Raw genomic sequence first — 25,091 nt, forward strand, 5'->3', positions numbered from 1 at the left:
TCCTCTTACATCTCGACCATTTCTACGCCATCAATGCGTGCAACTGTCATTAAATCTTTATCACCACGACCTGAAACAGTCGCAATAATAATCTGATCTTTAGACATTGTTGGTGCAAGCTTCGAAACGTATGCCATTGCGTGCGAGCTTTCAAGTGCAGGAATAATCCCTTCGATTTTGGTTAAATCACGGAAACCTTGCAAAGCTTCTGTATCATTAATCGGTACGTATTCTACGCGCTTCATATCTTTCAAGAAGCTATGTTCAGGACCAACACCCGGATAGTCAAGACCAGCTGAGATACTATGTGTCTCAATAATCTGGCCCTGTTCATCACTCATCAAGTACGTACGGTTACCGTGCAATACGCCCACATGGCCTGCATTTAACGGCGCAGAGTGTTTACCAGTTTCAATACCAAAACCAGCTGCTTCAACACCATACATTTTTACATTGGCGTCGTTTAAGAATGGATAGAACAAGCCCATTGCATTTGAACCGCCACCCACACATGCAACTAATGCATCTGGTAAGCGACCTGCTTGCTCCAAGATCTGTTTGCGTGCTTCACGGCCAATAATCGACTGGAAATCACGAACGAGTTGAGGATATGGATGTGGACCTGCAACTGTACCAATTACATAGTACGTCGTATCAACGTTGGTTACCCAGTCACGCATCGCTTCGTTCATGGCATCTTTCAACGTTTTAGAACCACTTTGTACAGGTACAACAGTCGCTCCCAACAAACGCATACGATAAACGTTCATGGCTTGGCGCTTAACGTCTTCAGCACCCATATAAACAACACATTCAAGACCTAAACGTGCTGCAATCGTTGCAGTTGCTACACCATGTTGCCCAGCGCCCGTCTCGGCAATAATACGTTTTTTACCAGAAAGCTTTGCCAATAACGCCTGACCAATCGTGTTATTTACCTTATGTGAGCCTGTATGGTTCAAATCTTCACGTTTAAGATAAATTTGCGCACCGCCTAACTCTTTTGACCATCGCTCAGCATAATAAAGTGGACTAGGACGACCTACATAGTAGGCGAGATCGCGGTCGAATTCTGCCAGAAACTGTTCATCATTTTTCATGCGGGAATAGAGATTTTCTAAATCTTCTAATGCCGCCATTAAAGTTTCTGACACAAAACGTCCGCCATGGATACCAAAATGCCCTGCAGCATCTGGGTACTGTGTATAGTCAATCACATTGTTTTGCTGATCCACGTTGGACTCCTTGCATAAATCGTTCAATGAGTTGTTGGTCTTTTATACCTTTTGCGGATTCTACGCCTCCGCTCACATCTACTGCAAAAGCACCGGTAGTATGAATAGCGTCAATGACATTGTCAGGGGTTAAACCACCTGCCAAGATTAAAGGAATATCAAGTTTTGGAAATTTAGACCAGTCAAACTGATGCCCTGTGCCCCCTTTAAGCTCAGGATGCCACGCATCGAGCAATACAGCACTGGCACCAGCCGCCTGATATTTTTGAATTTCAGCAATTACATCTAAATCAGGTTTAACCTGAATCGCTTTATACCAGCGACGTTTACAATGGCGAGCTATTTCCTGACATTGTTCTGGAGTTTCATCGCCATGTAGTTGTAATACATCTAGGGGAACACAATCAAGTACATCCTGAATTTCAGTGGCACTTGCATTCACAAACAAACCAACCATTTGTACATAAGGTGGAATTACTTTTGTAAATTCTTGAACCTCTGCAACTGTCACGTGTCTTGGACTTGGCGGAAAAAAAACAAAACCGATCGCATCTGCTCCAGCAGCAACAACTGCCTGAACATCTTGAATGCGAGTAATTCCACAGATTTTTGCGCGTGTACGTTTTTGGTTTGATGGGCTCATGATCTGCCTAAACTACAACCATTTCTTAAAATAAGCGCCATTGTAATGCAATTTTTGCCCCTTGCGTAAAAGTTCTCTGGGAATTGGGCTAAATGACATTGTATGAAATAAATCGCCACTTTATACTGCGTAAAATTGGAAGCAAGTGTAAGCAATTAATGCTTTAGGGAAGCTGGTGAAAGTCCGGCACTGCCCCCGCAACGGTAACAATGTAAAGCATATTTTTTAAGTCGATATCGACTTACACCACTGCATTAATGTGGGAAGGTGAATATGTCCATAAATTAAATATGGCGCTGAAGTCCGGAGACCTACTTGTTTCATCTATCTACCCGATCATTCACGTGGGGTGAATGTATGGAGCATGTTATGTCTAAGTCTTTTCAACCTACTCGTCTGGTAGGGGCTATCGCTATTGCGATGGGGTTTTCACCTGTTATTTTTGCTGAAGATACAACGAATGCAACTCAGCTAGATCCAATTGTAATCACTGCCTCAAAAAGTGCTGAAAAAGCCAGTGAAGTTCCGGCGCGTATTACAGTGATTGATCAGAAAACTATTCAACAATCACCTCTTGCTGACTTAGGTCAGTTGTTACAGCGTGATGCTGGACTACATCTCTTACAGCAAGGTGGAATGGGACAAAACTCATCTTTATTTATTCGAGGGACTAATTCAACACATAGCCTTTTTTTAAAAGATGGAGCTAGCCTCAATACTGCTTTGGATGGTGGAGCAAGTATTCCATATATTGATTTAAGTGATGTTGCTCAAATTGAGGTTTTAAAAGGGCCTGCATCAGTTCAATACGGTACTGATGCAATTGGTGGAGTTATTAATATTAGAACAGCCCCACCAAAGCAACAAAAATTATTTCTAACGACTGAAGCAGGCGAAAATAATACATACAAATCTATCGTAGGAGCTGATCTTGTTTCAGACAATGGATTGTATGCCCAGATTCGGGGACAACGTCAAGAAAGTGATGGTACAGCCGTAACTAATAAATCCAACAAAAAAGCCAGCTATGATCAAAAAGGTTACAGTGCCAAAATTGGCTATGAGCAGACTCAATATGGTGCAAATGTTAGTATCAATGAAAATAAAGGTACCAATGTTTACTATCGCGGGACACATGATTTCCTGAATCAACTGATTAATACTAATGCCTATTATCAAGTTTTAGATAACTTAAAAGTGAATGCTCACTATTCAAACTTTAAAGATAAACTGACAGGGAAAAGTTCAAGCTATTATTTTGACACCGAACGCAATGAAGGTGATATCAATCTTCAATGGAACTTTGCTAAAAATCAAAATCTATTAGTCGGTGCCTCAATCAATAATGCTGATATCAAGAGTCTTGCAATTAAAGGGGAAAAACAAGACCTAGACTCAAATGGCTACTATATTCAACACCAATATAATGATCAAAATGGTCTGAGCACACAGGCTGGTATCCGTATAGAAGATAATGATCAATTTGGAAGTAAAACAGTAGGTCAACTCGCTGGTCGATTCCCAATCGGACCACTTACCAGTATTTATGCCAATATTGGAACCGCTTTTAAAGCACCAACAGGAAATCAACTCTATTATTCTTCGCAATTTAAGGATGAATACGGTACTTATATTACCGTAGGAAATCCCGATTTAAAGCCAGAAGAAAGCCTATCATATGAAATTGGTATTGACCAAAAATTAGCGTATGGAATATCTGCTTATGCATCTGCATATCAAACGAAAGTTAAAAATCTGATTCAATACGTTTCAAATTATGATCCAGTCAACAACATATCTGATGCAACATATAACAATGTGAATAAAGCAAAAATGTTTGGTGGTGAAGTAGGGTTGAAATGGAAACAAGACGATCTGTTCTTAACAACCGAATATGGCTATGTAAAAACAAAAAATGAGGAAAATGGATATGAATTAGTCCGTAGACCACGTCAAACCTTAACCTTAACATTAGGATTAGAGAATGAAATTTATGGATTAAGCACCTCTTTAGTTGCTAAATCACACTCAAAAATTTCAGAATCAAAAACATCTAAATACACGCCAGGTTATGCATCAGTAGATTTAAACGCATATTGGAATGTAACTTCAAATGTGAAATTGTTTACCAATGTCGAAAACGTAGGTGATGTTAAATATAAAACTGCTAACTACAGTGGAGATGAGTTTTATATCAATGGTGGCCGTCTTGCATCAGCTGGTGTGACCTTAAGCTACTAAGCAAAAGTTTAATTATAAAAATATTTTCTTAACTCCAGTTTCGGGGTAATGTTCTGACCGACATTATCCCCTTTTTTATGTTCAGGATATCCATCATGGGACACCGTTTAAGCAAAATCTATACACGCACAGGCGACTCAGGTACAACAGGTTTAGGCGATGGTTCTCGTGTTGCCAAGGACGATTTACGAATTGCAGCACTTGGTGATGTTGATGAACTCAACGCCATTATTGGGGTACTTCGTGCTCAAATCACAGATAGCCAAGTAACTAATAAGGCTGATTGGGATAAAAGCTTAAGTCTGATTCAACATTGGCTTTTTGATTTAGGTGGAGAGGTTTGTATTCCAAACTACAATTTACTTAAGCCTGTTTGTATTGAATTTCTTGAAAAAGAAATTGACCGTATGAATGAAGACTTACCAATGCTTAAAGAGTTTATTCTGCCATCAGGCTCTTTAACTTGCAGTTATGCTCATCAAGCCCGTGCTGTTTGTCGCCGCGCAGAACGATCTCTACTGTCGGTACAAACACGTGATCAAAATATTCAAACCACGGCGCTCCAGCTTTTAAACCGCTTGTCTGACTGGTTGTTTGTTGCATCTCGTGCTTTACAACGTGCCGAAGGCGGCCAAGAAGTACTTTGGCAAAAAAATATTAATGAGATTATTTAAAAATAGATTAGATTAAACATGGTCTCTGCTCTTTTTAAAGAGACCATAGTCAAAATATTTCATAGAAGAAAATTATGCGCATTATTGGTCATCGTGGTGCACGCAAAGAAGCTCCTGAAAATACACTAGGTGGGTTTCAGCACATAAAAAATTTAGGTATTCGTGGTGTCGAGTTTGATATTCGTCAGCTTCAAGATCAAGAGTTGGTCGTGATCCATGATGATAATTTTTTACGTACAGCTGGAGTCGACCAAATTGTTGAGCAATCTACTTTGGCTCAAGCCCTGTCATTTGATCATCGTCAAAACTGGCCTGACTGGCCCAATTCAGAGCCAACACCAACTCTCACAGGCGTTTTAAATTTACTTGATAACTTCGATCATATTGAAGTGGAAGTGAAAGCTGTAAGAGACATGGTTTTAGCAGAAAAAATTGTTCAAAAACTTGAGACCGAATTACAAGGTTTTGAAAAAGTTGTCACCATCACAAGTTTTGATCTTCAAATTTTAACTGCCTTACGCGATATAAACTCTCAATTCAAACGGGGATTGTTAGTCGAGCTTCCAGTTGGAGCAACAGCAATTGAAATCGCTCATCAATATGGTTGCTGTCATATTGGCTGGCACGATCAACTCGCAACAGATGAAATGATTCAGCTTTCACAGCAGGCCAACTTAAATATTAGTGTCTGGACAGTGAATGATGTAGAAAGAGCAAAAAGGCTTAGGGATTTAGATGTACAAGGGCTAATTACAGATATTCCAACCACGATGTTACAAGCTCTATAAATATAAAAAAGGTGGTAAAACCACCTTTTATTTCTTTTGTGCCTGAATAAGGCGTTGTCCACTCTGATCAAGCAGATATAGCGTATTACCTACGAGTTGGAAGCGTTGAATACGTTGCAAAGCATCCACTAGCTCTGCCTCTTGGGCCAAAGCACCATCACAGCTTAAATGTCCTGCATTTACCTGCATGTCAAGTTTTTGCTGGCTAAAATTAAATGTATAACGACCAAAAACTGCGTTACATCCAGTATGGCCTGATACCGTTTTGATAGCAGAATTTAAAGAGAGCGTCGGCCACTGTGTAAAGAATTTTGCCTTATGACCACTGATCTGAGTAATCTGCCAATCAATATCTTGAATGCCATCAGGACTCACTCTCTTTTTTACAACAGGCGATTGAACATGATGAACTGTTTTTTTTGTTTGAGCTTTTTTTGTATTTTGATCGGGTGCACTTTGACATGCGGCTAATACAAGACTGATTGTGACCAAGATACACTTCAATGATAATTTCCTTGCAATATCAATGCTGTTCTTTTTTTTCAATCGTTGTACGTTCATTAAACAACTTCTCCTACTTGAAAAACTCTGTGACATAGTTTAATTCTGTTACCGTTCTTTCAATACATCTGTACAATAATGCTAGTGATTCTCACTAAGCACGTGCTAATATGAAGGATAGAATAGCAATATATCTTGATGATCGGTTTTGCTATGTCGTTTTGTCTTTGTACCTTGTCTGACAAGGATTCTAGGAGCGCTGCCGGATATGACTTCCGCCCCACTCAAAGCCCCAATTAACTGGACCGCTAGCATTACCTTAATTGGTTTACCAATTCTTGCCGCAATCATAATCCCGATTTACGCGTATTATTATGATTTTAGTGTAAGCGCATGGGTAAGCTTATTTTTTCTTTTAGCTCTAAGTAGTATGGGGATTACTGCTGGTTATCACCGCCTGTGGGCTCACCGAGCTTACGAAGCGTCGTTACCGCTTAAAATTCTTTTAATGATCGGTGGAACTTTTGCCGTACAAAATAGTATTTTGTTCTGGGCATCTGGTCACCGTACTCACCACAGACATGTTGATCATGTCGATGAAGATCCATATTCAATTGAGCGTGGTTTTTGGTATGCCCATATGGGTTGGATGATCCGCGATCATTCTCCATCTGAGCCTGACTTTAAAAATGCACCTGACTTGCTCAATGATAAATTGGTTATGTTCCAGCATAAATACTATGCTTTACTCGTAGTTGCAGTTCATGTTGGAATTTTAGGTTTAATTGGTTGGGCAACTGGCGATTTATGGGGTGTGGTCCTCATAGGTGGTCTCTTACGCTTAATCATTAGCCATCAAGTGACTTTCTTTATTAACTCACTTTGTCATATGTTCGGTAAACGTCCTTATACAGACGAAAACTCGGCACGTGATAATTTCTGGTTAGCTATCGCCACTTGGGGCGAGGGTTACCACAACTATCACCATATCTTCCAATACGATTATCGTAACGGTGTGAAATGGTGGCAATATGACCCAACAAAATGGTTGATTTGGTCTTGTTCTAAACTTGGTTTAGCTAAAAATTTACGTCGTATTCCAAGCTTTAATATTAAAAAAGCAGAACTGGCGATGAAGTTTAAATATGCCGAGCAAGATCTTGCTATCTATGGTCATGATGTAAATGCTGACATTAGTCAAATGAAACAACGTATTGCACAAGAATACGAAGCATTTACCCATACTTTAAATGATTGGGCAAAACTTAAAGAACAAGAGTTACAAGCGAAAAAAGCAGCAATGGCTGAAAAGATTCATAGAATGGATCACAAGCTTAAAGTTGATTTTCAGTTGCTTGAACACCGTTTAAGTCATCACCGTGAATGCTTAGAAACACTTATGCGTAGTGTTAAAAAGAATACCAACGTGGTGTCAGACTAAAATAAATTCTGATCAAAAATAGCTCTTTCGGGAGCTATTTTTATGCCTGCTTTTTAACTATGGTATAGTGAAATCCGCTCTCTCTATTTTGCCAAGCCCATGCAATTTAATCCGCTCTACCCTTCACTTCCTTCTAAATTATTCCATGTTCAGCAGCCATCTCCTTTGCGTGGTGCAAAAGCAGGCCATTTCAATGCCGCTTTGGCAGATGAGCTGCAATGGTCAGAAGACGAAAAAAATGCATGGGTTGAAATCTGTAGCGGACAGCGTACTTTCTCTGAATTCCCTTCTCTGGCGATGGTCTATGCTGGCCATCAATTTGGACAATGGGCTGGACAACTCGGTGATGGTCGTGGCTTACTGATTGCACAAATACTCAATACAAAAGGTCAAACCATCGACCTACATCTCAAAGGTGCAGGCCCTACCCCTTATTCAAGAATGGGAGATGGACGTGCAGTATTGCGTTCTGTCGTCCGCGAATATTTGGCTGGACATGCTTTAAATGCCTTAGGCGTCGCTTCTAGTCACGCGGTAGGTTTTACCACCTCTACTCAAGGGGTACAGCGCGAAAAATTAGAGTTAGGCGCAATGCTGCTCAGAACATCTGAATGTCATATCCGCTTAGGACATTTTGAATGGATCAATCAATACGCTCCAGAGTTACTGCCAGAATTCACTCAAAAATGTATTGAATGGCATTATCCTGAGTGTCTAGAAACTGAGAATCCTATTTTATCCTTTGCCAAAAAGGTAATTGAGCGGACTGCAATCATGATTGCAAAATGGCAATTGGTTGGGTTTGCTCATGGCGTGATGAATACCGATAACTTAAATATTACTGGTTCAACACTCGATTTTGGTCCATATGGTTTTATGGAACGCTTCCGCCCGAACTGGATTAATAACCACTCAGATTATCAAGGCCGTTATACTTATCAAAATCAGCCAAGCATAGGCCATTGGAATTTATGGACGTGGTTAAACAACTTGATTCCACTTGCTGAACCTGAACAAAAGGATCAGTTCAAAGAAGAGTTAGCGCGTTGCTTAGAACAATTTGAACCGACTTTTATTGAACATTACACAACTGGTTTATGTCAAAAAATGGGACTTCCCCATTTTCATAAAGACAGTCTTGATTGTAGTTTTAGTTTTTTAAAAATCTTACAAACTGAACAACTCGATTACACTCAGAGCTTTATCCGACTTCAAAATAAAGAATATAAAACTCTACGAGATGATTGCCTTGATATTCGACAGTTTGATGAATTTCTTAGCCAATATCAAAGCATTCGTGAACATCAAGATACTTCTGAACTTGATGCAAACATGCAGCAAGCAAATCCGATTTATATTTTACGTAATCACATGGCTCAGCGTGCTATTGAAGCTGCGGAACGTGATGATTTTAGCGAAGTAGACCGTTTGTTTAAGCTTCTTGATCAGCCATATACAAGACAACCAGAGCTCGAACAACCACAAGATTTAGGCCCGTTACCAAGTGACGTACCAGACGTAGCTGTCAGCTGTTCTTCTTAATACTTTAAAAACTAAAACTCTCTTAAGTCACTTAAGAGAGTTTTTTAAACATCAAAGAATAATATATGAAAATTAGACCTATCATTATTTGTACACTTCTTATAGTTCCACTCGGAATCGCTTTTTATAAATATGAAAAATATTTACCGACTTTTACGCCAAGCCATCAAGCGCTTTCACGCGAAGAGATTTCGGATCTAATCAAGACCAAGCCTGTCACCTCAATTGAAGTATTTAAAAGTCAACGCATACTTCTGCTCAAGAGTAATCAGGACGTGATTCGTCGTTATCCTATTCGTCTTGGCCTTAATCCCAAAGGACATAAACATTTTGAAAATGATGGAAAAACACCGGAGGGGATCTATTCTATAGATTGGCGCAATTCACAAAGTGTTTTCTATAAATCATTGCATATTTCCTATCCCGATATGAAAGATATTGCTTATGCCAAGCAACATAATCAACCAACAGGTGGAGATATCATGATTCATGGATCAGTTCCAAAATCCTTTTTATCTATGCCTTTTAGCTCGACTTATATGCCCCATAAAGATTGGACATTAGGATGTATTGCGGTTAGAAATACAGATATAGATGAGATTTGGCAATTCGTACCAAATCATACGAAGATTATTATTTATCCATAAAATCTTTAAAACTATCCACATTTTCTGTGGATAACATTGTGGTTATCCACAGAATAACTTTTACTAGTGTTTTACTCTTCAGGATATTCGAAGCGGTAACCTACACCATAAACAGCTTGAATCCATTCATGACGGTTACCAGTTTCAGCCGCTTCACTAATTTTTCGGCGCAAGTTTTTGATATGGCTGTCAATTACACGATCAGCAACGTCAAAACTATCTGGATTAATATGATCCAATAATTGTGCACGTGAATACACTTGCCCTACATGCTCTAAAAATAGCTCAAGTAAGCGAAATTCGGTTGGCGTTAAACTCAACGATTTTTGTTGATACCAAATTCTTTGCTGAGCTTTATCAATTCGGAAAGAATCATTTTGTTCAGGCTCTGCCTTCCGCTCTAAACGGCGTAAAACTGCCTGTACACGAGCAACAAGTTCTTTTGGGCTAAATGGCTTACATACATAATCATCAGCGCCCATATTCAGACCTAATACACGGTCAATTTCTTCGGTACGGGCAGTGACCATAATAATCGGTAAATCTGATTGTTCACGAACTTTACGGCAAATGGTCAAACCATCCATTCGTGGAACCATTAAGTCCAGAACCATTAAATTAGGTTTACGTTGCTGGAAACTCGCATAAGCATCTTGACCATCATGAAACATACTTACTTCAAAACCGGCAGCTTCAAGATAATCACGCACTAAATGCGCTAATTCGACTTCATCTTCAACCAACATCACATGTTTCATGAGATATTTTTCCTTTTATATTTAACTCTGCTTTTTAAAAGTGAGCACACAACGTAAACCACCTAACGGTGAATGTTCAAAACTGAGTGTACCACCAAGCGCCTGCGCAATTTTACAAGACAAAGCCAAGCCTAGCCCTGTTCCACCTGTACTACGCGTACGCGAATCATCTACGCGATAGAAACGTTCACCTAAACGAGATAACTGCTCATCGTTTAAACCAAATGGGCTGTCATCAACATACAAAGTCCACTCCTGCGGAGTTTGAGCTGTATGAATATGGATTTTGCCACCTGTTTCTGTGTAACGAATACTATTACTAATTAAATTAACAATAATCTGTTTAAACCGATCACGGTCTAATAATAGCGGAGAACTTGTTCCTTCAACCTGAATTTCGAGACCAGCCTGCTCAAGTTTAGGTTTAAAGTTTTCTACTTCCTGTAATACCACTTCCCATGGATTAACAGAACTCAAATAACACTTAAGCTGCTGGGCATCTGCCTGTGCCAAGTCTGCAAGGTCTTGGGTCAATTTTTTCAGACTTGAAACCTGACGCATCATCGCATCTAAATGTTCAGGGGTTGCTTTTCGAATCCCGTCTTGCATCGCTTCAATTTGTGCTTGTAATACAGCCAACGGCGTTTTTAGCTCATGAGAAGTATCTGCCACCCATTGACGTCGCGACTCTTCATGCTGATGTAAAATTTCTGCTAAATGGTTCAATTGAGTTGATAAATCGCCCAACTCGTCATTTCGTTTAATAACAACTTGATGTTGATAATTTCCTTTCGTTAATTCATTGGTTGCATTTAATAAACGCTGAATCGGCTTTTTAAAATAAGTCGCCATCAATAGCGCTGCAACTAAACTTGAAAGTAAGGTTAAAGCATAAATTAAGAGTAAATAGCGCTTTTGGTTACTAAAAAAATTAATACTCAAAGCATCTTCTTTATCTAGAACAGGTTTTAAACCTAAATATCCAACCACTTGATTATTTAAGATAATCGGGCGAAATGACATCTGATCTGAAGAAGGCGGCTCACCTACAACAAACTGGTGACGTGCATCATACAAAGATAAACGGGAACTCAAACCTAAACGGTCAGGCAAAGCAATAAAACGCTTCTTACCATTTTGAGTTTCAATATCTTTTAAGCTCCCTTTCTTTGATTTATTTTTATCATCACTTGGGCGAAATTGGTTTGCGCTTAAGGGGAATCTTAATCCTTCAAAGGGTTGATATTGAGAAGGTAAATTTTGCTCAAGCGTTCTTAACTCTTCATCGCTAAAAATAGTATTTTTATTTGTCGGTGCAACTTGCGGTGAAATATTAATAAGGGCATGTTCATCGAAAGAATGCTGTTGTATGGCAATGTCATATTGACGACGAAGCCACCACTGCGAGAGACGATCGTAGTCGTCAGGAGCAGCGGTTCCTTCAATTTGTAAAATCTGTGCCTGAATCGCATTCCCCCAATCATGGTACACCGTATAGACATCGCCTAGATTGGTAATGAGTCGGTCAAGCTTCTGCATTTCAACGTCAGCCACATATTTGGCAAAGTTCTTTTGCATTGTCCAGTGCAAAACGCTCAAACTTGCAGTCGCAATAAGCAATGTGGTGAGCAAGACTGTCAAAAACAACCGTAATGCAATGGGAACACGTAGAACGTTCAAAAGCACTCTCTCATTTTTACCCTATATTTCGCATTGTAACCAACAACGAAAAGAAAAACTCTCCATTGTTTCTACATCTTTATTATCTAATCTTTAAGCGATCAGTAAACACAACATTAAAAGGCTTTAAATATGAAAATGACGGCAAAAATTGCATTATTCAGTGCGGCAATTGTAACAATGGGAAGTTTAGCGGCGTGTCAATCGACGACTCAACCACCAAAGCCAGAGCGTGGCATGATGCAAGATGGCCCACGTGAAGGCCACCACCGTATGAAACATCGTGAGTTCACACCAGAACAAAAAGCAGCATGGGAACAGCACCGTGCAGAACGTCAAGCTCGCTTTGAACAAATCCAAAAAGCATGTGATGGTAAGGCCAACGGACAAGCAGTAAATGTTCAAATTGGAGATAAGACACTTGAAGGTACTTGTAACCTTCGTTTTGAACCAAAGCGCCCTCAACCACCAGTTAACGCCCCTGCTCCTGCATCAGCTCAAGCAAAATAATTCTAAAAATCATGAAACAAAAGGCGCCTATAGGCGCCTTTTGTTTATACATAACTGTTTACGATTTTGACTATTTGTATCATATAAACATAACCAAAAGTGTTTACACTCAAAGCACTTAGCTAGTTTAAGCATTTTTTTCTTGACTTTGCAGTCACAAAGTAAAGGTCCTGAGGTGCTTGTGCAGTTATGCAAGTTGTTGCACGATATAATAGTCCAAGGTGCCTCATGGCACATTCTCATAGATTAAGATTATAACTCTGGTTTCACCAGTATTGAGGAACCCGATATGCCACAATACAAAGCGCCCTTACGTGATATGCAATTCGTTTTGCATGAATTATTAAATGCTGAAGAACACTATGCAAAATTACCTGATTTCCAAGGTAACGTAAGCCGTGAATTGGTTGATCAATATTTAGAAGCTGCGGCAGACTTTTGTGAAAATGAACTTTCTCCTTTAAACCAAGTTGGCGACCGTGAAGGTTGTACTTGGAATGATGGCGTAGTTACCACTCCAACAGGCTTTAAAGAAGCTTATCAAAAATATATTGAACTTGGCTTTCCGTCTTTATCAGCAGAAGAACAATACGGTGGTCAGGCTTTACCTAACTCTTTAGGTATTGCAATTTCTGAAATGGTTGGTACAGCAAACTGGTCTTGGGGTATGTACCCTGGCTTGTCTCACGGAGCTGTACGTACATTAGAACATCATGGTTCTGATGAACAAAAAAATACTTATTTACCAAACCTTGTTTCAGGTGTTTGGACAGGTACGATGTGCTTAACTGAATCTCATGCAGGTTCTGACTTAGGTATTATCCGTTCTAAAGCAGAACCAAATGCTGACGGTAGCTATGCAATTTCTGGCGAGAAAATCTTTATCTCTGCTGGTGAACATGACATGGCTGAAAACATCATCCATATCGTTCTTGCTCGTTTACCAGGTGCGCCAAAAGGTACCAAAGGTATCTCATTATTCATCGTTCCTAAATTCCATGTAAATGCAGATGGTACTGTGGGCGAGCGTAATGCGGTTCGTTGTGGTTCTATCGAGCACAAAATGGGTATTCATGGTAACGCGACTTGTGTCATTAACTTTGACCAAGCTAAAGGTTACTTGATCGGACCTGAAAACCGTGGTTTGAACTGTATGTTTACCTTCATGAACACAGCACGTATTGGCACTGCGGTTCAAGGTTTAGCAGCATCTGAATCATCTTTCCAAGGTGCGTTAACTTACGCAAAAGAACGTTTAGCAATGCGTTCGCTTTCTGGTCCTAAAGCTCCAGAAAAAGATGCAGACCCAATTATCGTTCACCCTGCTGTTCGTAACATGCTTTTAACTCAAAAAGCATTTGCTGAAGGCGGTCGTGCACTTGTTTACTTACTTGCTCAATATGCTGACATCGTTGAAAAAGGCGAAACAGAAGAAGAGCGTAAGTTTGCTGACAACATCTTGTCTTTATTGACTCCAATTGCAAAAGCATTCTTAACTGAAACAGGTTCTGAGTCTGCTAAGCACGGTGTTCAAGTCTTCGGTGGTCATGGCTTTATTTCTGAGCATGGCATGGAACAAATCGTACGTGATACACGTATTTCATGTTTGTATGAAGGTACAACCGAAATTCAAGCACTTGATTTGTTAGGCCGTAAAGTATTGCAAACTCAAGGCGCAATGCTAAAAGACTTTACCAAAATTGTTCACAAATTTGTTGAAGCAAATAAAGACAACGCTGCCATGAAAGAATTTGTTGAGCCGCTTGCAGCTCTTAACAAAGAATGGGGCGATCTCACTATGCAAATTGGTATGCGCGCAATGCAAAACCCAGATGAAGTAGGCGCTGCTGCTGTAGATTACCTCTACTTCTCAGGTTATATCACTTTAGCGTATCTATGGGCTCGTATGGCACTTGTTGCACAAGAGAAATTAGCAGGAGGTACGACCGATGTTGATTTCTATAACGCGAAAGTTACAACTGCTCGCTTCTACTTCAAGAAAATCTTGCCACGCGTACGTTCTCATGTAGACGTGATTGCAGGTGGTCTAGATCCATTGATGTCATTAGACGCTGAACATTTCGCTTTCTAACCATAGTTAGTTGCGATATGCAATGTTAAAAAACAAAAAAGGACTGCTCAGTTTTGACGGTCCTTTTTTTATAAAATCAATGATAAATTTACACTTTAAATTCCATATCCATTTCGTTTTACAGGATATCTAGCACAGGCCAATGTGCACAAAAAAGGTGAACGATTATGCCAATTTACAATGCTCCTTTAGCTGATATGAAATTCATCTTAAATGATGTATTTAAAGCAGAACAATTTTGGCAGTCTAATGAGAAACTCGCTCATGTAGATGCTGCAACAGCTGAAGCAATTTTAGAAGAAATGGCTAAATTTGCTCAGAACGTGACTCATCCATTAAACCGTACCGGTGATGAAGAAGGCGCTCGCTATGAAAACGGCGAGGTGTTCACACCAGCTGGTTTTAAAGATGCATTCCGTCAATATGCAGAAGGTGGTTGGATTGGCTTAGGTGCCGATGAAGAATGGGGCGGTCAAGGCATGCCAAAAATGCTCACCGTTCTTTCTGATGAAATGTTATTTGCAACTAACCCATCATTCATGCTCTACCCGCTTCTTTCTGTGGGTGCAGGTATGGCTTTAAACAGCTATGCATCTCAAGAACAAAAAGAAACTTACTTACCAAAGATTTATTCAGGTGAATGGTCGGGTACGATGTGCTTAACCGAGCCACATGCAGGTACTGACTTAGGTATTATTAAAACCAAAGCAGAACCTAATGAAGATGGTACTTATAACATCACAGGTACTAAAATCTTTATCACTGGCGGTGACAACGATTTAGCAGAAAACATTATTCATTTAGTACTTGCTAAAACGCCAGATGCTCCTGCGGGTTCACGCGGTATTTCTTTGTTCATCGTGCCAAAGTATTTGGTAAACGAAGATGGTTCATTAGGTGAACGCAACCTCGTTGGCCCAGGTTCTATTGAACATAAAATGGGGATTAAAGCGTCTGCAACTTGTGTGATGAACTTTGATGCAGCAAAAGGTTACCTTGTTGGTAAAGAAAACGAAGGTCTTGCTGCCATGTTTGTCATGATGAACTACGAACGTTTATCAATGGGTATCCAAGGTTTAGGCGCATCTGAATTTGCTTACCAAAATGCAGCGCAATATGCGACCGACCGCTTACAAGGTCGTAGTGCAGCTGGTGTTCAATCACCAAATAAACCTGCTGACAGCATTTTAGTCCATGGCGATGTTCGCCGTATGTTGTTAAACGTACGTGCAAACAATGAAGCATCACGTGCTTTTGCAGTCTATGTTGGTCAACAGCTCGATATCACTAAATTCTCAACTGATGCTGAAGCTGTGAAAAAAGCCAATAATCGCGTTGCGCTTTTAACACCAATTGCTAAAGCTTACCTCACAGATACCGCATTCCAAGCAACTTTAGATGCTCAGATGGTGTTCGGTGGTCACGGTTATATTCGTGAATGGGGCATGGAACAATGTATTCGTGATCTTCGTATTGCTCAAATCTACGAAGGAACGAACGGTGTTCAGTCTCAAGATTTAATTGGTCGTAAAACCATTAAATGTGGCGGTGCATTCATTGCTGAATACATCACTGAAATTCGTGACTTTGCAAATGACCTAGACACCGATTTGAACTTCATTAAAGATGCAACTTTAGATGCTGCAACTGAAATCGAAGCAATCACTCAGTTTATTATTGAACAAGCTGCTGAAAACGTAGACTTCCCGAATGCTGCTGCTGTTGATTATCTACATGCAGTTGGCTTACTCAGCTTCGCTTATATGTTTGCAAAAATTGCAGCGGCAGCAAAAGATAAGTCTGGTGACTTCTATCAAAACAAACTTGCTTTAGCTCAATACTTTGTTGAACGTATCTTGCCAGATATTGATGCGCGTATTGCTAAAATCAAAGCAGGTTCTGACTTAATTATGGGCTTTAGTGAAGATTACTTTACGAACCAAGCTTAATTAAGTTCTTTATAAAAAACGCCTGAAAAATCAGGCGTTTTTTATTTTGTATCTACTATTTCAATTGGCATGAAATTTGTTTAATTTCTAAACATTACGAAGCAAACAAAAGATTTTACTATGCCTGATCCCAAAAAGTATGAGCGTATTCTGGACCGATTTGGTCATTATGCCGTTGAAGCTTTTCATTATTTAGCCCTGTTTATTATTGGCTGTATGGTGGCGTGGTCCGCAGCCAATACTGTTTTTGAAATTTTGACAGTCAAAAAGTATGCTTCAATTGATGATATTTTATTATTATTTATATACTTAGAACTTGGAGCAATGGTTGGGATTTACTTTAAAACCAATCATATGCCAGTACGCTTTCTTATTTATGTTGCGATTACGGCATTAACCCGTCTACTCATTTCAGATATCCAACATGACCATAAAGCGGATATGGACCAAGTCATTATTACAGGCTCAATTCTTATTTTAGCCCTTTCTATCTTAGTTGTTCGTTTTGCATCCTGGAATTATCCTTCAGTGATGAAAGAGAAACATGCAAAAACACCAACGCCTTTAAAGCCCCCTCAGCCTCAAGATGATGAATTAGCATAAAAAAATGGCCTCAATATTGAGGCCATTTATATATTCTATATTTCAAAATTAACGGACACGATAAATTTGGTGTTTTGAGTCTACGAGTAAATATTGATTCGGTGTTTTAACCCAACGGTATCCACGTGGTGGCTCATACAAACGATGCGATCTCCAGTCTGAAACATAATAGCGACTATTGCGGTATTCTGCTGGAACACGATCGCCACGTTTAAATGCTACATATCGGCCATAGTGCTTACCGCGATCGGCATTTGACCACTGTGGAGCACGATGATCATTTCGATAGTCATGACGGCGGTCATCACGATGCTCATATCGATCATAGTTTTTACCATGATTATTGTCCCAACGATGACTTGTATCGGCCATCGCAGTAGCTGACATACCCAACATTAATGTTGAAAGTACAAGAACGATTGGCTTTTTCATGACCTATTTCCTTTTATCTTGATCTGGAGCTAGATTAAAAGAGAGTCAAGGAGAAACCATGAATAAAACAGCTTTGATTGATATTGTTTGTAATGACTATAAAGAAAATATGAAGAATCTGTATCTGTGCTACCATTACCATTTTTCAAACTAGGTCAATTGCTGTGTCTGAAATCAGTTTTGAACGTCTTCATCAATTTTTTTGCAAAGTTCCAACTGTACAAGAAGCCCGTATCATGGCTCATGGAGCAGACGGCGAACATGCTTGGTGGTTTAAGTTCAGTATTGATGTAGAACATCCGCTAGCATGGCAAACAGTTCAAGAATTAGGACATGTTTTAAACTATTTATCGACGAATGAACGTCTACCGACTTTATTCTTCCCTGTTTCTCCACCGCCATACATGAACGGTGAAGCGAAAGACTTTTTATCGTGGATTATTCAGTGTAACCATCCTGAATTTAACCCAGATGTGGTCTGTGACTGGCTTGAGGCTCGTTTACCAAATCCTGTAGATGATGAGTCGCAGTGGAAAATTAAGACTGATTTGAGTGAATTAGAAAAGTTAGATGATAAGACTTTAGATCAGTTGATTCCTCCAGCGCCTTAAATCGGACTTATGGCACAGCCTTTACTTACAGTGATGTTCTAATGTCTTTTGTACAGGCTAATGCCTCACTTTTGAGAGGTCAAAAGTGACAAAAACCTTTGTTTCACTGATGTTGCTTCCCTGCAACACAGTGAAACGGCGACATCCATGTCGCTAATCACCTTGCCAATTTTGTACAAAATCACGGCAATAAATAAGCTCCAAGTTTAGAATCAAACTAATTAAGGCTCCGTCGTGAAGATAGAGCCTCAAGCTTTATATAAAGTTAGGCTTAGAAAGTCGACAAACCTGACCATTCCATAAAACGATAAATCCAATACTTTACTTTAGACTCATCTGCATACTTCGCGTAATCGACGCTCATTTGTCTACCTTGTAGGTTTGACCAAGAGGTATTGAAGTAATCTTGCGCATCTTTAAAGACTTGATCTTGAACTTTGCCAATGACCAACATATCCGTTTCAAGGTTGTAATTTTTTAAATTACGGGCTGTAAAATTAGCAGATCCTACAATTAATTCAGCGTGTTGGGCGTTATATTTCAAAATCATTTTGCTATGGTTCTGCTCACCACGCGTGTCACACCAACGGATTGGAATTCCCGCAGCATGTAGCTCTGAAGCTACCTGACGGTTTGGTATACCATTCTTTTGTCGGCCAAATGCATCTTTATTTGGATCAAGTAAAACTCGGACAATAACCCCTCTATTTTGAGCACTTTTTAGAGCCTGAATAATCTTGCGTTCAGATAAATAGAACATACTTAAATCAAGCTGCTCTTTAGGCTTAGCTGAGTTAATCAATTTCAATACAGATTGATAAATCGCACCTTCAGTTAACACTTGAACTTGAGGTTTGGTTACGTCTTTTTCAAAGTCACCTAAAATGAGCGATGGAGAACTACTGCCTGACATTCGCGCAACCACGGCTTCAGATTGTAAAACATCTGCGGCTGTCGCTCCTATTACAACTAATGCAACATTTGAGTGTCTAGAACTACCATCATGCGGATTTGCTGAAGTCACTAGTGACTTCCAACCTGCATCGGTATCGACGACTACAGTTTTACGGTGATTCGCCTTAAAGTTAAATAAGTTCAAATAACTGCGCAGTGTAATTTTTTCATCACCGAATGGATTTGGTAACCAGCCTTTCTCAGGGTTATTTCCAACATTCTGACAGCAGATATACCATAAGCCTGACCAGAATGGATTAGAAGCTCTTAAAGGAGCTAAATTGGTTTCAATCACATCAACACCCGCTTGACGTAACTGGCGGTAATGTTCAGGGCTTAAACCACCATATACTGAGTTAATCGGGTCAGTAATTAATACAATCTGGATTTGGCGATTTTGTCTTTTTTTACTGACTAATGCATTGGTTAACTCTTGCATTAATGGCCTTTGCTTTAGTTTTGAGTCACCCACTTCTGAATTAAACAAGAACATATCGACCACAACCGTGGTTTTTGCCTCATCAATCATTTTCAAGATTTCATCAAAGATGTGCTGATCAACCTGCTGTTGCCCTTTTGCATCAAGGTAGGTTTTATCTGCTAAAAATTTGACATCGGCATGTCTAAGCTTGCCACTAAAGTTAATCCCTTGCGGCAATGGTTTTACTGTGTGATAAATTGCCGATGCAATATATGCAATAGCAACAACGCAAAGTAATATCGCCATATAACGACGCCCTGACCAATTTATTTTTTGATGAATTCGTTGAAAAATACGCATAAAAAAGACCTAACTTGATGCTTTCAAATTAGGTCTTTTGGATTGATTTTTCAAGTTTAGTTTCGTGTTAAAGCCTTAAAAACTAAAATCAACACCTACCGTAAAATTGCGTCCAACTTGTGGAATATTTGATAAGAAAGATGCATGTTGATAAACCGTGTCATCTAACAAGTTATTCGCTTTCATATAAACACGATAATCTGTTTTTGCACCATATTGTCCAGAATATGCCACCCCAAGATTAAGCATGTTATAGCCTTCAGTTTCGGTCTCGTAAGCTGCGATCTTGTCTTGGTTAAAGACATGATAATACTCAGCAGAACCACTAAAACCATCACCAAAATCTGCGTCGACTTTAGTACCTAAACGTCCTGCTGGAATACGCGGGGCATTACCTTCTGCATCAATTTTACCGCGTACATAATCACCAAAAGCACTGATCTTATACATTGGGGTAATTTGATAACCAATTTCACCCTCTGCACCATAGAAGCGTGCTTTATCTTGAGTGTATTGGACTAAACGGAAGTCTTTATAACGGTCAAGGGTTTGTGCATAGATGTAGTCATCAAACCAGTTATGGTAAACATGAAGATGGTAATCAAGTTTGTTATTATCAAAATGCAAACCTAACTCAACATTATTGGATTTTTCCTTACTGAGTTGATCATTTCCTAACTCATAAGTATTTGTCGCAAAGTGTCCACCATTTGCATATAACTCTTGAGCTAAAGGTAAACGTTCCTGATGTGAAGCGACAAAAGAAAGTTTGTAGTTCGGTGCAAACTCCCAATTCGCAGCACCTGCGTAAGAAAATGCAGAGCCATCAAAATCTTGTTTAGAGTTATCGTCTACATCAACTTCTTGCTGATCTGCACGTGCAGAAAGCTCAAAGTGTACGTCTTTCCATTGCTTATGTTCTAAAGCAAATACACTCCACTTCTTGGTAGTGGTCGGTGCCATAAAGGCTTCTTCGCCAGTTAAATTCAGTTTTTGCTGACCTAACTGTGCACCGATCACTCCTTCCCAACTTGCAATTGGGTTATGTACTAACTCAACACGCCCGTCATAGCCTTTGTTTTGGAATCGGGTTGCAATTGCTCCCTCTTCAATTTCGTCATGTTGATAGTCGGTATAGCTCGCTTGTGCACGTAACTTTTGGAAGCCTGCAAATGGATCATTTAACTCAGTTTTAAAATCATAACGCTCAGATTTTAAGTCAATCCATGGACCGCCATGTTCGTGATCATGAGCTTCTTGTCCATGATCATGAGCTTCTTCACCATCTTCATGCTCATGGTCTCCACAATGCAAATGTGGTGTTCCTGTTAAATGAGCGCTACAACTTTCGTATTCATGACTATGCCCTGGTAAGCCATATTGATCGCGACGGTTGCTATAAGAAATACCCGTATAACCACGGTCATAAATCCAAGACAATCCGACATTAACTGAATCGCCCTGAGCAAAGGTATTGTCTACACGGCGCTCTTTTTCACCTTCATGAATATAATTTGGCGCAATGTAGTTATTCGCATCACGTGTTAACCCCTCAACACGTAAAGCAACTTGGCTACCCAAGCCAACAGTTACTCCAGCGCTCGCCAGTTTTTCATCACTTCCAGTGTTATAACGTAAGCCAACTTGTCCTTCATAACCGTTTTCAGGCATTTGCGTAGGGATCTTGTTATCAATTACGTTGACTAAACCACCAACAGTTCCAGCACCAAACAGTAAAGTTGAAGGGCCTCGAATCACTTCGACTTGCTTCGCAAGTACAGGATCTACAGTTACCGCATGGTCAGGAGACAAGGTCGAAACATCAATATTTTCTGATGAATTTTGGAGTACTTTAACGCGTGGTCCATCTTGCCCACGAATCACTGGTCGACTCGAACCAGCCCCAAACTGATTAGCGTAGATTCCGACTTCACTATTCAGCGCATCCCCAATGGTGGCGGCCCCTTGCGATAAATGCTTTTGATCAACAACAGTATCTGCAACCGCAAAATCTTGTGAAGTTTGCTCAAGTGGATGAGCCTTAATTCGAATAGTTTCTAACTTTTCAACATTTTCACTTTCTGCTGCAAACGAAGGAACGGATATGACAGCTAAAATGGATAAGGTCAAAATATTTTTATAAAACTGCATTGGATGTGTCCCGGATCACGATATGTTTTATTTTTGTTATATTATAACATTTCGTTTGTTTTGCAATAAAAAACATTTCTGATTCGACGATTCGTTAGACTGGTCAACTAAATGATGTGAGTAATTTTTGATTTCTAATGCCTTTTACCATCTCTCATGCCGTTATAGCTCCTCCTCTATCCAAACTTAGCCAAAACACTTTACCAATTGCCGCGTTAGCCATTGGGAGTATGACACCCGATCTTTACCGCTTATTTACAGTTCAGTCCAGCATGCTAACGCACCAATGGAAAGGTCTGATTTATCCCAATCTTGCATTAGGCCTCGTCTTTTGTGCAGTTTGGTATTTTCTTTATCGTCCAGTGGTATACCGTTTTTTTGGTGTGCAACATGATCTTGGCCTCAGCTCTTTAAAACTTATTTTTATATTTTTTATTGGAGTTATATTTGCACTCATTGTCGGTATAGCAACTCATCTGATTTGGGATGGTTTAACACATTCAGATTTTCGAACGTTTGTATTTAAAGATGTTTTAGCGACAACTATTCATCTTTTTGGTCATCCCTACCCTTTGCATCGTCTTTTACAACTTGGCTCCTCTGCTCTTGCCTTACCTTTTCTTGGTTGGATGGGTATTCACTATTACCAGCGCTACAAACAACACTGGAAAGTAAGTAAAAAAATTAAATTTTTCGCGTGGTCTCTGTTTATTCTATCTACAGTCTTAGGCTTATTTTCATTTTGGGATTATGCACGCTACATCCCCCATGAAGTTTGGCATGCCGATACCTATTATTTTACAGGCCGTTCTATCAACGAGTTTATGCAAGGTTGGTTAAGTACCTTTAGCTTAGGATGCTTATTATTCTTGTTTTTAGATCGGCAACAAAGAATGGGATGAATCAGAAAATTTGCTGCCAAATTGCTCATTTTCAGGTTAATTTCCGCGGTTTTTTGATCTAGTTCTTGTGGCAAACCATGCAACAGGGCATAATCGAAAACTTATTTTTTTGACGGTGCGCGGTTTACGCATCCGTCTTTTCAGCCAATATAGTTTGGATATTTTTCATCATGATGCGAACTCATTACTGTGGCTCTTTAACTGAAGCCCAAATCGACCAAACCGTTACACTATGCGGTTGGGTACATCGTCGCCGTGACCATGGCGGTGTTATTTTCCTTGATATGCGTGACCGTGATGGCCTCGTTCAAGTGGTTATTGACCCAGATACTCCAGAAGCATTTGCAACTGCAGATAAAGCACGTTCTGAATATGTATTAAAAATTACAGGTCGTGTTCGTCGCCGTTATGAAGGTACTGAAAATGCCAACATGGTGAGTGGTCAAATTGAAGTTTTAGGTAAAGACATCGAAGTTCTTGCCGCTTCAGAAACACCTCCATTCCCTTTAAATGATGAAAATACCAATATTTCTGAAGAAATTCGTTTGAAATATCGTTTCTTAGATATTCGTCGTCCTGAAATGTTGGATCGTTTACGCTTCCGTTCTAAATTGACCAATCTTATTCGTAACTATTTCGAAGATAATGGTTTCTTAGACGTTGAAACACCTATTTTGACACGTGCAACTCCTGAAGGTGCGCGTGACTACTTAGTACCAAGTCGTGTACAAAATGGCAGTTTCTATGCACTTCCACAATCACCACAATTATTCAAACAATTGTTGATGGTGGGTGGTATTGATCGTTACTACCAAATCGCGAAATGTTTCCGCGACGAAGACTTACGTGCTGATCGTCAACCAGAATTTACTCAAATCGACGTTGAAACATCGTTCATGAGTGACGATGACATTATGGACTTAATGGAAGTCCTTACTGTGAAGATGTTCGATGAACTTCTTGGCGTTAAATTCGATAAATTCCAACGTATGACTTACGCAGATGCAATGCGTGACTATGCATCAGACAAACCTGATATGCGTATTCCGTTGAAACTCGTTGACGTTGCAGATTTAATGCAAGAAGTAGAGTTCAAAGTATTTGCGGGTCCTGCAAAAGATCCTAAAGGCCGTATTGTTGCTTTACGTGTTCCAGGTGCAGCGTCATTGCCACGTAGTGCAATCGATGAATACACCAAATTTGTTGGCATCTATGGTGCAAAAGGTTTGGCTTACATCAAAGTTAATGAACTCGCTAAAGGAATTGAAGGCCTTCAATCTCCAATCGTGAAATTCATTGAACCGATCGTACTTGAATTGTTGGCACGTGTTGGTGCACAAGATGGCGATATCGTATTCTTTGGCGCTGATAAAGCTAAAGTTGTAAATGATGCAATGGGCGCACTTCGTGTGAAGATTGGCCATGATTTGAATCTTGCAACTTGTGAGTGGGCTCCACTTTGGGTTGTTGATTTCCCAATGTTTGAAGAAACTGACGATGGCAAATGGACTTCTGTTCACCATCCATTCACTCTACCAAAATCAAGTGTAGAAGAAGTGAAGAGCAATCCAGGTGAAGCACTTTCTGTTGCTTACGACATGGTATTGAACGGTACTGAAGTTGGTGGTGGTTCTCTACGTATTTATACATTAGAAATGCAAAAAGCGATTTTCGAAGCGCTTGGTATTTCTGATGAAGAAGCAGAAGAGAAATTCAGCTTCTTATTAAATGCACTTCGTTACGGTGCTCCTCCTCACGGTGGTTTGGCATTTGGTCTTGACCGTTTAGTGATGTTAATGACTGGCGCGACTTCTATTCGTGACGTTATTGCATTCCCTAAAACGAAGACTGCTGAATGTCCACTTACTCAAGCACCTGCTCCTGTTGAAGCAAATCAGCTTCGTGACTTGGGTATCCGCTTACGTGAAAAGCCAAAAGCTGAAGAATCTAAATAAT

Annotated in this window: 21 protein-coding genes and 1 riboswitch; of the genes, 13 read left to right on the forward strand and 8 right to left on the reverse strand. The window is 39.8% G+C overall.

The window, feature by feature from the left end:
* Positions 1 to 5 precede the first annotated feature (5 nt).
* Positions 6 to 1,235: a tryptophan synthase subunit beta gene (gene trpB / locus AC1PJP_RS04280; RefSeq protein WP_002116129.1), complete on the reverse strand. Its 1,230-nt coding sequence runs from the start codon at positions 1,233 to 1,235 to the stop codon at positions 6 to 8.
* Positions 1,210 to 1,878, reverse strand: a complete 669-nt coding sequence (locus AC1PJP_RS04285; RefSeq protein ID WP_013196862.1) for a phosphoribosylanthranilate isomerase — start codon at positions 1,876 to 1,878, stop codon at positions 1,210 to 1,212. The genes trpB and AC1PJP_RS04285 overlap by 26 nt, the downstream gene beginning before the upstream one ends.
* A 126-nt stretch (positions 1,879 to 2,004) precedes the next feature.
* Positions 2,005 to 2,211, forward strand: a riboswitch (cobalamin riboswitch).
* A gap of 36 nt (positions 2,212 to 2,247) precedes the next feature.
* Between AC1PJP_RS04285 and AC1PJP_RS04290 the strand changes: the two genes are divergently transcribed.
* From AC1PJP_RS04290 to AC1PJP_RS04300, 3 genes are all read left to right on the forward strand, one after another.
* Entirely contained in the window at positions 2,248 to 4,119 is a 1,872-nt protein-coding gene (locus tag AC1PJP_RS04290; RefSeq protein WP_479766574.1) for a TonB-dependent receptor plug domain-containing protein, read from the forward strand.
* Positions 4,120 to 4,214: 95 nt separating this feature from the next.
* Positions 4,215 to 4,793: a cob(I)yrinic acid a,c-diamide adenosyltransferase gene (locus AC1PJP_RS04295; RefSeq protein WP_013196860.1), complete on the forward strand. Its 579-nt coding sequence runs from the start codon at positions 4,215 to 4,217 to the stop codon at positions 4,791 to 4,793.
* Positions 4,794 to 4,867: 74 nt separating this feature from the next.
* Positions 4,868 to 5,581 (forward strand): glycerophosphodiester phosphodiesterase, encoded by a 714-nt coding sequence (locus AC1PJP_RS04300; RefSeq protein ID WP_192836076.1) that lies wholly within the window; start codon positions 4,868 to 4,870, stop codon positions 5,579 to 5,581.
* A gap of 27 nt (positions 5,582 to 5,608) precedes the next feature.
* Here AC1PJP_RS04300 and AC1PJP_RS04305 read toward each other — a convergent pair whose 3' ends face one another.
* Positions 5,609 to 6,142: an META domain-containing protein gene (locus AC1PJP_RS04305; RefSeq protein ID WP_192836077.1), complete on the reverse strand. Its 534-nt coding sequence runs from the start codon at positions 6,140 to 6,142 to the stop codon at positions 5,609 to 5,611.
* Between the two features lie 208 nt (positions 6,143 to 6,350).
* On the opposite strand from AC1PJP_RS04305, the gene AC1PJP_RS04310 reads away from it, so the two are divergent.
* The 3 genes from AC1PJP_RS04310 (at position 6,351) to AC1PJP_RS04320 (ending at position 9,712) form a co-directional block, all read left to right on the forward strand.
* Positions 6,351 to 7,523, forward strand: a complete 1,173-nt coding sequence (locus tag AC1PJP_RS04310; protein WP_005309628.1) for an acyl-CoA desaturase — start codon at positions 6,351 to 6,353, stop codon at positions 7,521 to 7,523.
* Between the two features lie 99 nt (positions 7,524 to 7,622).
* Entirely contained in the window at positions 7,623 to 9,065 is a 1,443-nt protein-coding gene (locus tag AC1PJP_RS04315; protein ID WP_192836078.1) for a protein adenylyltransferase SelO, read from the forward strand.
* Positions 9,066 to 9,130: 65 nt separating this feature from the next.
* Positions 9,131 to 9,712: a L,D-transpeptidase family protein gene (locus AC1PJP_RS04320; protein ID WP_282496451.1), complete on the forward strand. Its 582-nt coding sequence runs from the start codon at positions 9,131 to 9,133 to the stop codon at positions 9,710 to 9,712.
* Between the two features lie 71 nt (positions 9,713 to 9,783).
* Here AC1PJP_RS04320 and AC1PJP_RS04325 read toward each other — a convergent pair whose 3' ends face one another.
* The gene (locus AC1PJP_RS04325) at positions 9,784 to 10,470 is read right to left on the reverse strand and encodes a response regulator (protein ID WP_003655179.1); all 687 of its coding nucleotides are present in this window, start codon (positions 10,468 to 10,470) and stop codon (positions 9,784 to 9,786) included.
* A gap of 21 nt (positions 10,471 to 10,491) precedes the next feature.
* The gene (baeS, locus tag AC1PJP_RS04330) at positions 10,492 to 12,150 is read right to left on the reverse strand and encodes a sensor histidine kinase efflux regulator BaeS (protein WP_049838143.1); all 1,659 of its coding nucleotides are present in this window, start codon (positions 12,148 to 12,150) and stop codon (positions 10,492 to 10,494) included.
* A 132-nt stretch (positions 12,151 to 12,282) separates the two neighbouring features.
* Between baeS and AC1PJP_RS04335 the strand changes: the two genes are divergently transcribed.
* From AC1PJP_RS04335 to AC1PJP_RS04350, 4 genes are all read left to right on the forward strand, one after another.
* Positions 12,283 to 12,660, forward strand: a complete 378-nt coding sequence (locus AC1PJP_RS04335) for a hypothetical protein (protein ID WP_282496449.1) — start codon at positions 12,283 to 12,285, stop codon at positions 12,658 to 12,660.
* 289 nt (positions 12,661 to 12,949) lie between these two features.
* Positions 12,950 to 14,752, forward strand: a complete 1,803-nt coding sequence (locus AC1PJP_RS04340; RefSeq protein WP_282496448.1) for an acyl-CoA dehydrogenase C-terminal domain-containing protein — start codon at positions 12,950 to 12,952, stop codon at positions 14,750 to 14,752.
* 167 nt (positions 14,753 to 14,919) lie between these two features.
* Positions 14,920 to 16,701 (forward strand): acyl-CoA dehydrogenase C-terminal domain-containing protein, encoded by a 1,782-nt coding sequence (locus AC1PJP_RS04345; RefSeq protein ID WP_151826656.1) that lies wholly within the window; start codon positions 14,920 to 14,922, stop codon positions 16,699 to 16,701.
* A 120-nt stretch (positions 16,702 to 16,821) separates the two neighbouring features.
* The gene (locus AC1PJP_RS04350; protein WP_004789131.1) at positions 16,822 to 17,304 is read left to right on the forward strand and encodes a phosphate-starvation-inducible protein PsiE; all 483 of its coding nucleotides are present in this window, start codon (positions 16,822 to 16,824) and stop codon (positions 17,302 to 17,304) included.
* Positions 17,305 to 17,352: 48 nt separating this feature from the next.
* On the opposite strand, the gene AC1PJP_RS04355 is transcribed toward AC1PJP_RS04350, so the two are convergent.
* Positions 17,353 to 17,736, reverse strand: a complete 384-nt coding sequence (locus AC1PJP_RS04355) for an RcnB family protein (protein ID WP_004789127.1) — start codon at positions 17,734 to 17,736, stop codon at positions 17,353 to 17,355.
* A gap of 164 nt (positions 17,737 to 17,900) precedes the next feature.
* On the opposite strand from AC1PJP_RS04355, the gene AC1PJP_RS04360 reads away from it, so the two are divergent.
* Positions 17,901 to 18,347: a hypothetical protein gene (locus AC1PJP_RS04360; protein WP_004789125.1), complete on the forward strand. Its 447-nt coding sequence runs from the start codon at positions 17,901 to 17,903 to the stop codon at positions 18,345 to 18,347.
* 271 nt (positions 18,348 to 18,618) lie between these two features.
* Here the strand turns inward: AC1PJP_RS04360 and AC1PJP_RS04365 are convergent, their stop codons facing one another.
* Both AC1PJP_RS04365 and znuD read right to left on the reverse strand, forming a co-directional pair.
* Positions 18,619 to 20,082 (reverse strand): phospholipase D family protein, encoded by a 1,464-nt coding sequence (locus tag AC1PJP_RS04365; protein ID WP_282496447.1) that lies wholly within the window; start codon positions 20,080 to 20,082, stop codon positions 18,619 to 18,621.
* Between the two features lie 75 nt (positions 20,083 to 20,157).
* On the reverse strand, positions 20,158 to 22,233 hold the full coding sequence (gene znuD, locus AC1PJP_RS04370; RefSeq protein ID WP_282496446.1) for a zinc piracy TonB-dependent receptor ZnuD: 2,076 nt from the start codon (positions 22,231 to 22,233) through the stop codon (positions 20,158 to 20,160).
* Positions 22,234 to 22,370: 137 nt separating this feature from the next.
* Here znuD and AC1PJP_RS04375 point away from each other — a divergent pair, with 137 nt between their 5' ends.
* A complete protein-coding gene (locus tag AC1PJP_RS04375) occupies positions 22,371 to 23,135 on the forward strand; it encodes a DUF4184 family protein (RefSeq protein ID WP_282496445.1) in 765 nt (254 codons plus the stop codon).
* A 170-nt stretch (positions 23,136 to 23,305) separates the two neighbouring features.
* Positions 23,306 to 25,090 (forward strand): aspartate--tRNA ligase, encoded by a 1,785-nt coding sequence (gene aspS, locus AC1PJP_RS04380; RefSeq protein ID WP_004789117.1) that lies wholly within the window; start codon positions 23,306 to 23,308, stop codon positions 25,088 to 25,090.
* Position 25,091: the final 1 nt, after the last annotated feature.

It is taken from the genome of Acinetobacter sp. V116_7, from assembly GCF_056735735.1.

Coding starts and splice junctions, on each gene's coding strand:
- AC1PJP_RS04285 (WP_013196862.1), bottom strand. CDS start 1,878: ATGAGCCCATCAAACCAAAAACGTACACGCGCAAAAATCTGTGGAATT.
- AC1PJP_RS04290 (WP_479766574.1), top strand. CDS start 2,248: ATGTCTAAGTCTTTTCAACCTACTCGTCTGGTAGGGGCTATCGCTATT.
- AC1PJP_RS04295 (WP_013196860.1), top strand. CDS start 4,215: ATGGGACACCGTTTAAGCAAAATCTATACACGCACAGGCGACTCAGGT.
- AC1PJP_RS04300 (WP_192836076.1), top strand. CDS start 4,868: ATGCGCATTATTGGTCATCGTGGTGCACGCAAAGAAGCTCCTGAAAAT.
- AC1PJP_RS04305 (WP_192836077.1), bottom strand. CDS start 6,142: ATGAACGTACAACGATTGAAAAAAAAGAACAGCATTGATATTGCAAGG.
- AC1PJP_RS04310 (WP_005309628.1), top strand. CDS start 6,351: ATGACTTCCGCCCCACTCAAAGCCCCAATTAACTGGACCGCTAGCATT.
- AC1PJP_RS04315 (WP_192836078.1), top strand. CDS start 7,623: ATGCAATTTAATCCGCTCTACCCTTCACTTCCTTCTAAATTATTCCAT.
- AC1PJP_RS04320 (WP_282496451.1), top strand. CDS start 9,131: ATGAAAATTAGACCTATCATTATTTGTACACTTCTTATAGTTCCACTC.
- AC1PJP_RS04325 (WP_003655179.1), bottom strand. CDS start 10,470: ATGAAACATGTGATGTTGGTTGAAGATGAAGTCGAATTAGCGCATTTA.
- AC1PJP_RS04335 (WP_282496449.1), top strand. CDS start 12,283: ATGAAAATGACGGCAAAAATTGCATTATTCAGTGCGGCAATTGTAACA.
- AC1PJP_RS04340 (WP_282496448.1), top strand. CDS start 12,950: ATGCCACAATACAAAGCGCCCTTACGTGATATGCAATTCGTTTTGCAT.
- AC1PJP_RS04345 (WP_151826656.1), top strand. CDS start 14,920: ATGCCAATTTACAATGCTCCTTTAGCTGATATGAAATTCATCTTAAAT.
- AC1PJP_RS04350 (WP_004789131.1), top strand. CDS start 16,822: ATGCCTGATCCCAAAAAGTATGAGCGTATTCTGGACCGATTTGGTCAT.
- AC1PJP_RS04355 (WP_004789127.1), bottom strand. CDS start 17,736: ATGAAAAAGCCAATCGTTCTTGTACTTTCAACATTAATGTTGGGTATG.
- AC1PJP_RS04365 (WP_282496447.1), bottom strand. CDS start 20,082: ATGCGTATTTTTCAACGAATTCATCAAAAAATAAATTGGTCAGGGCGT.
- znuD (WP_282496446.1), bottom strand. CDS start 22,233: ATGCAGTTTTATAAAAATATTTTGACCTTATCCATTTTAGCTGTCATA.
- AC1PJP_RS04375 (WP_282496445.1), top strand. CDS start 22,371: ATGCCTTTTACCATCTCTCATGCCGTTATAGCTCCTCCTCTATCCAAA.
- aspS (WP_004789117.1), top strand. CDS start 23,306: ATGATGCGAACTCATTACTGTGGCTCTTTAACTGAAGCCCAAATCGAC.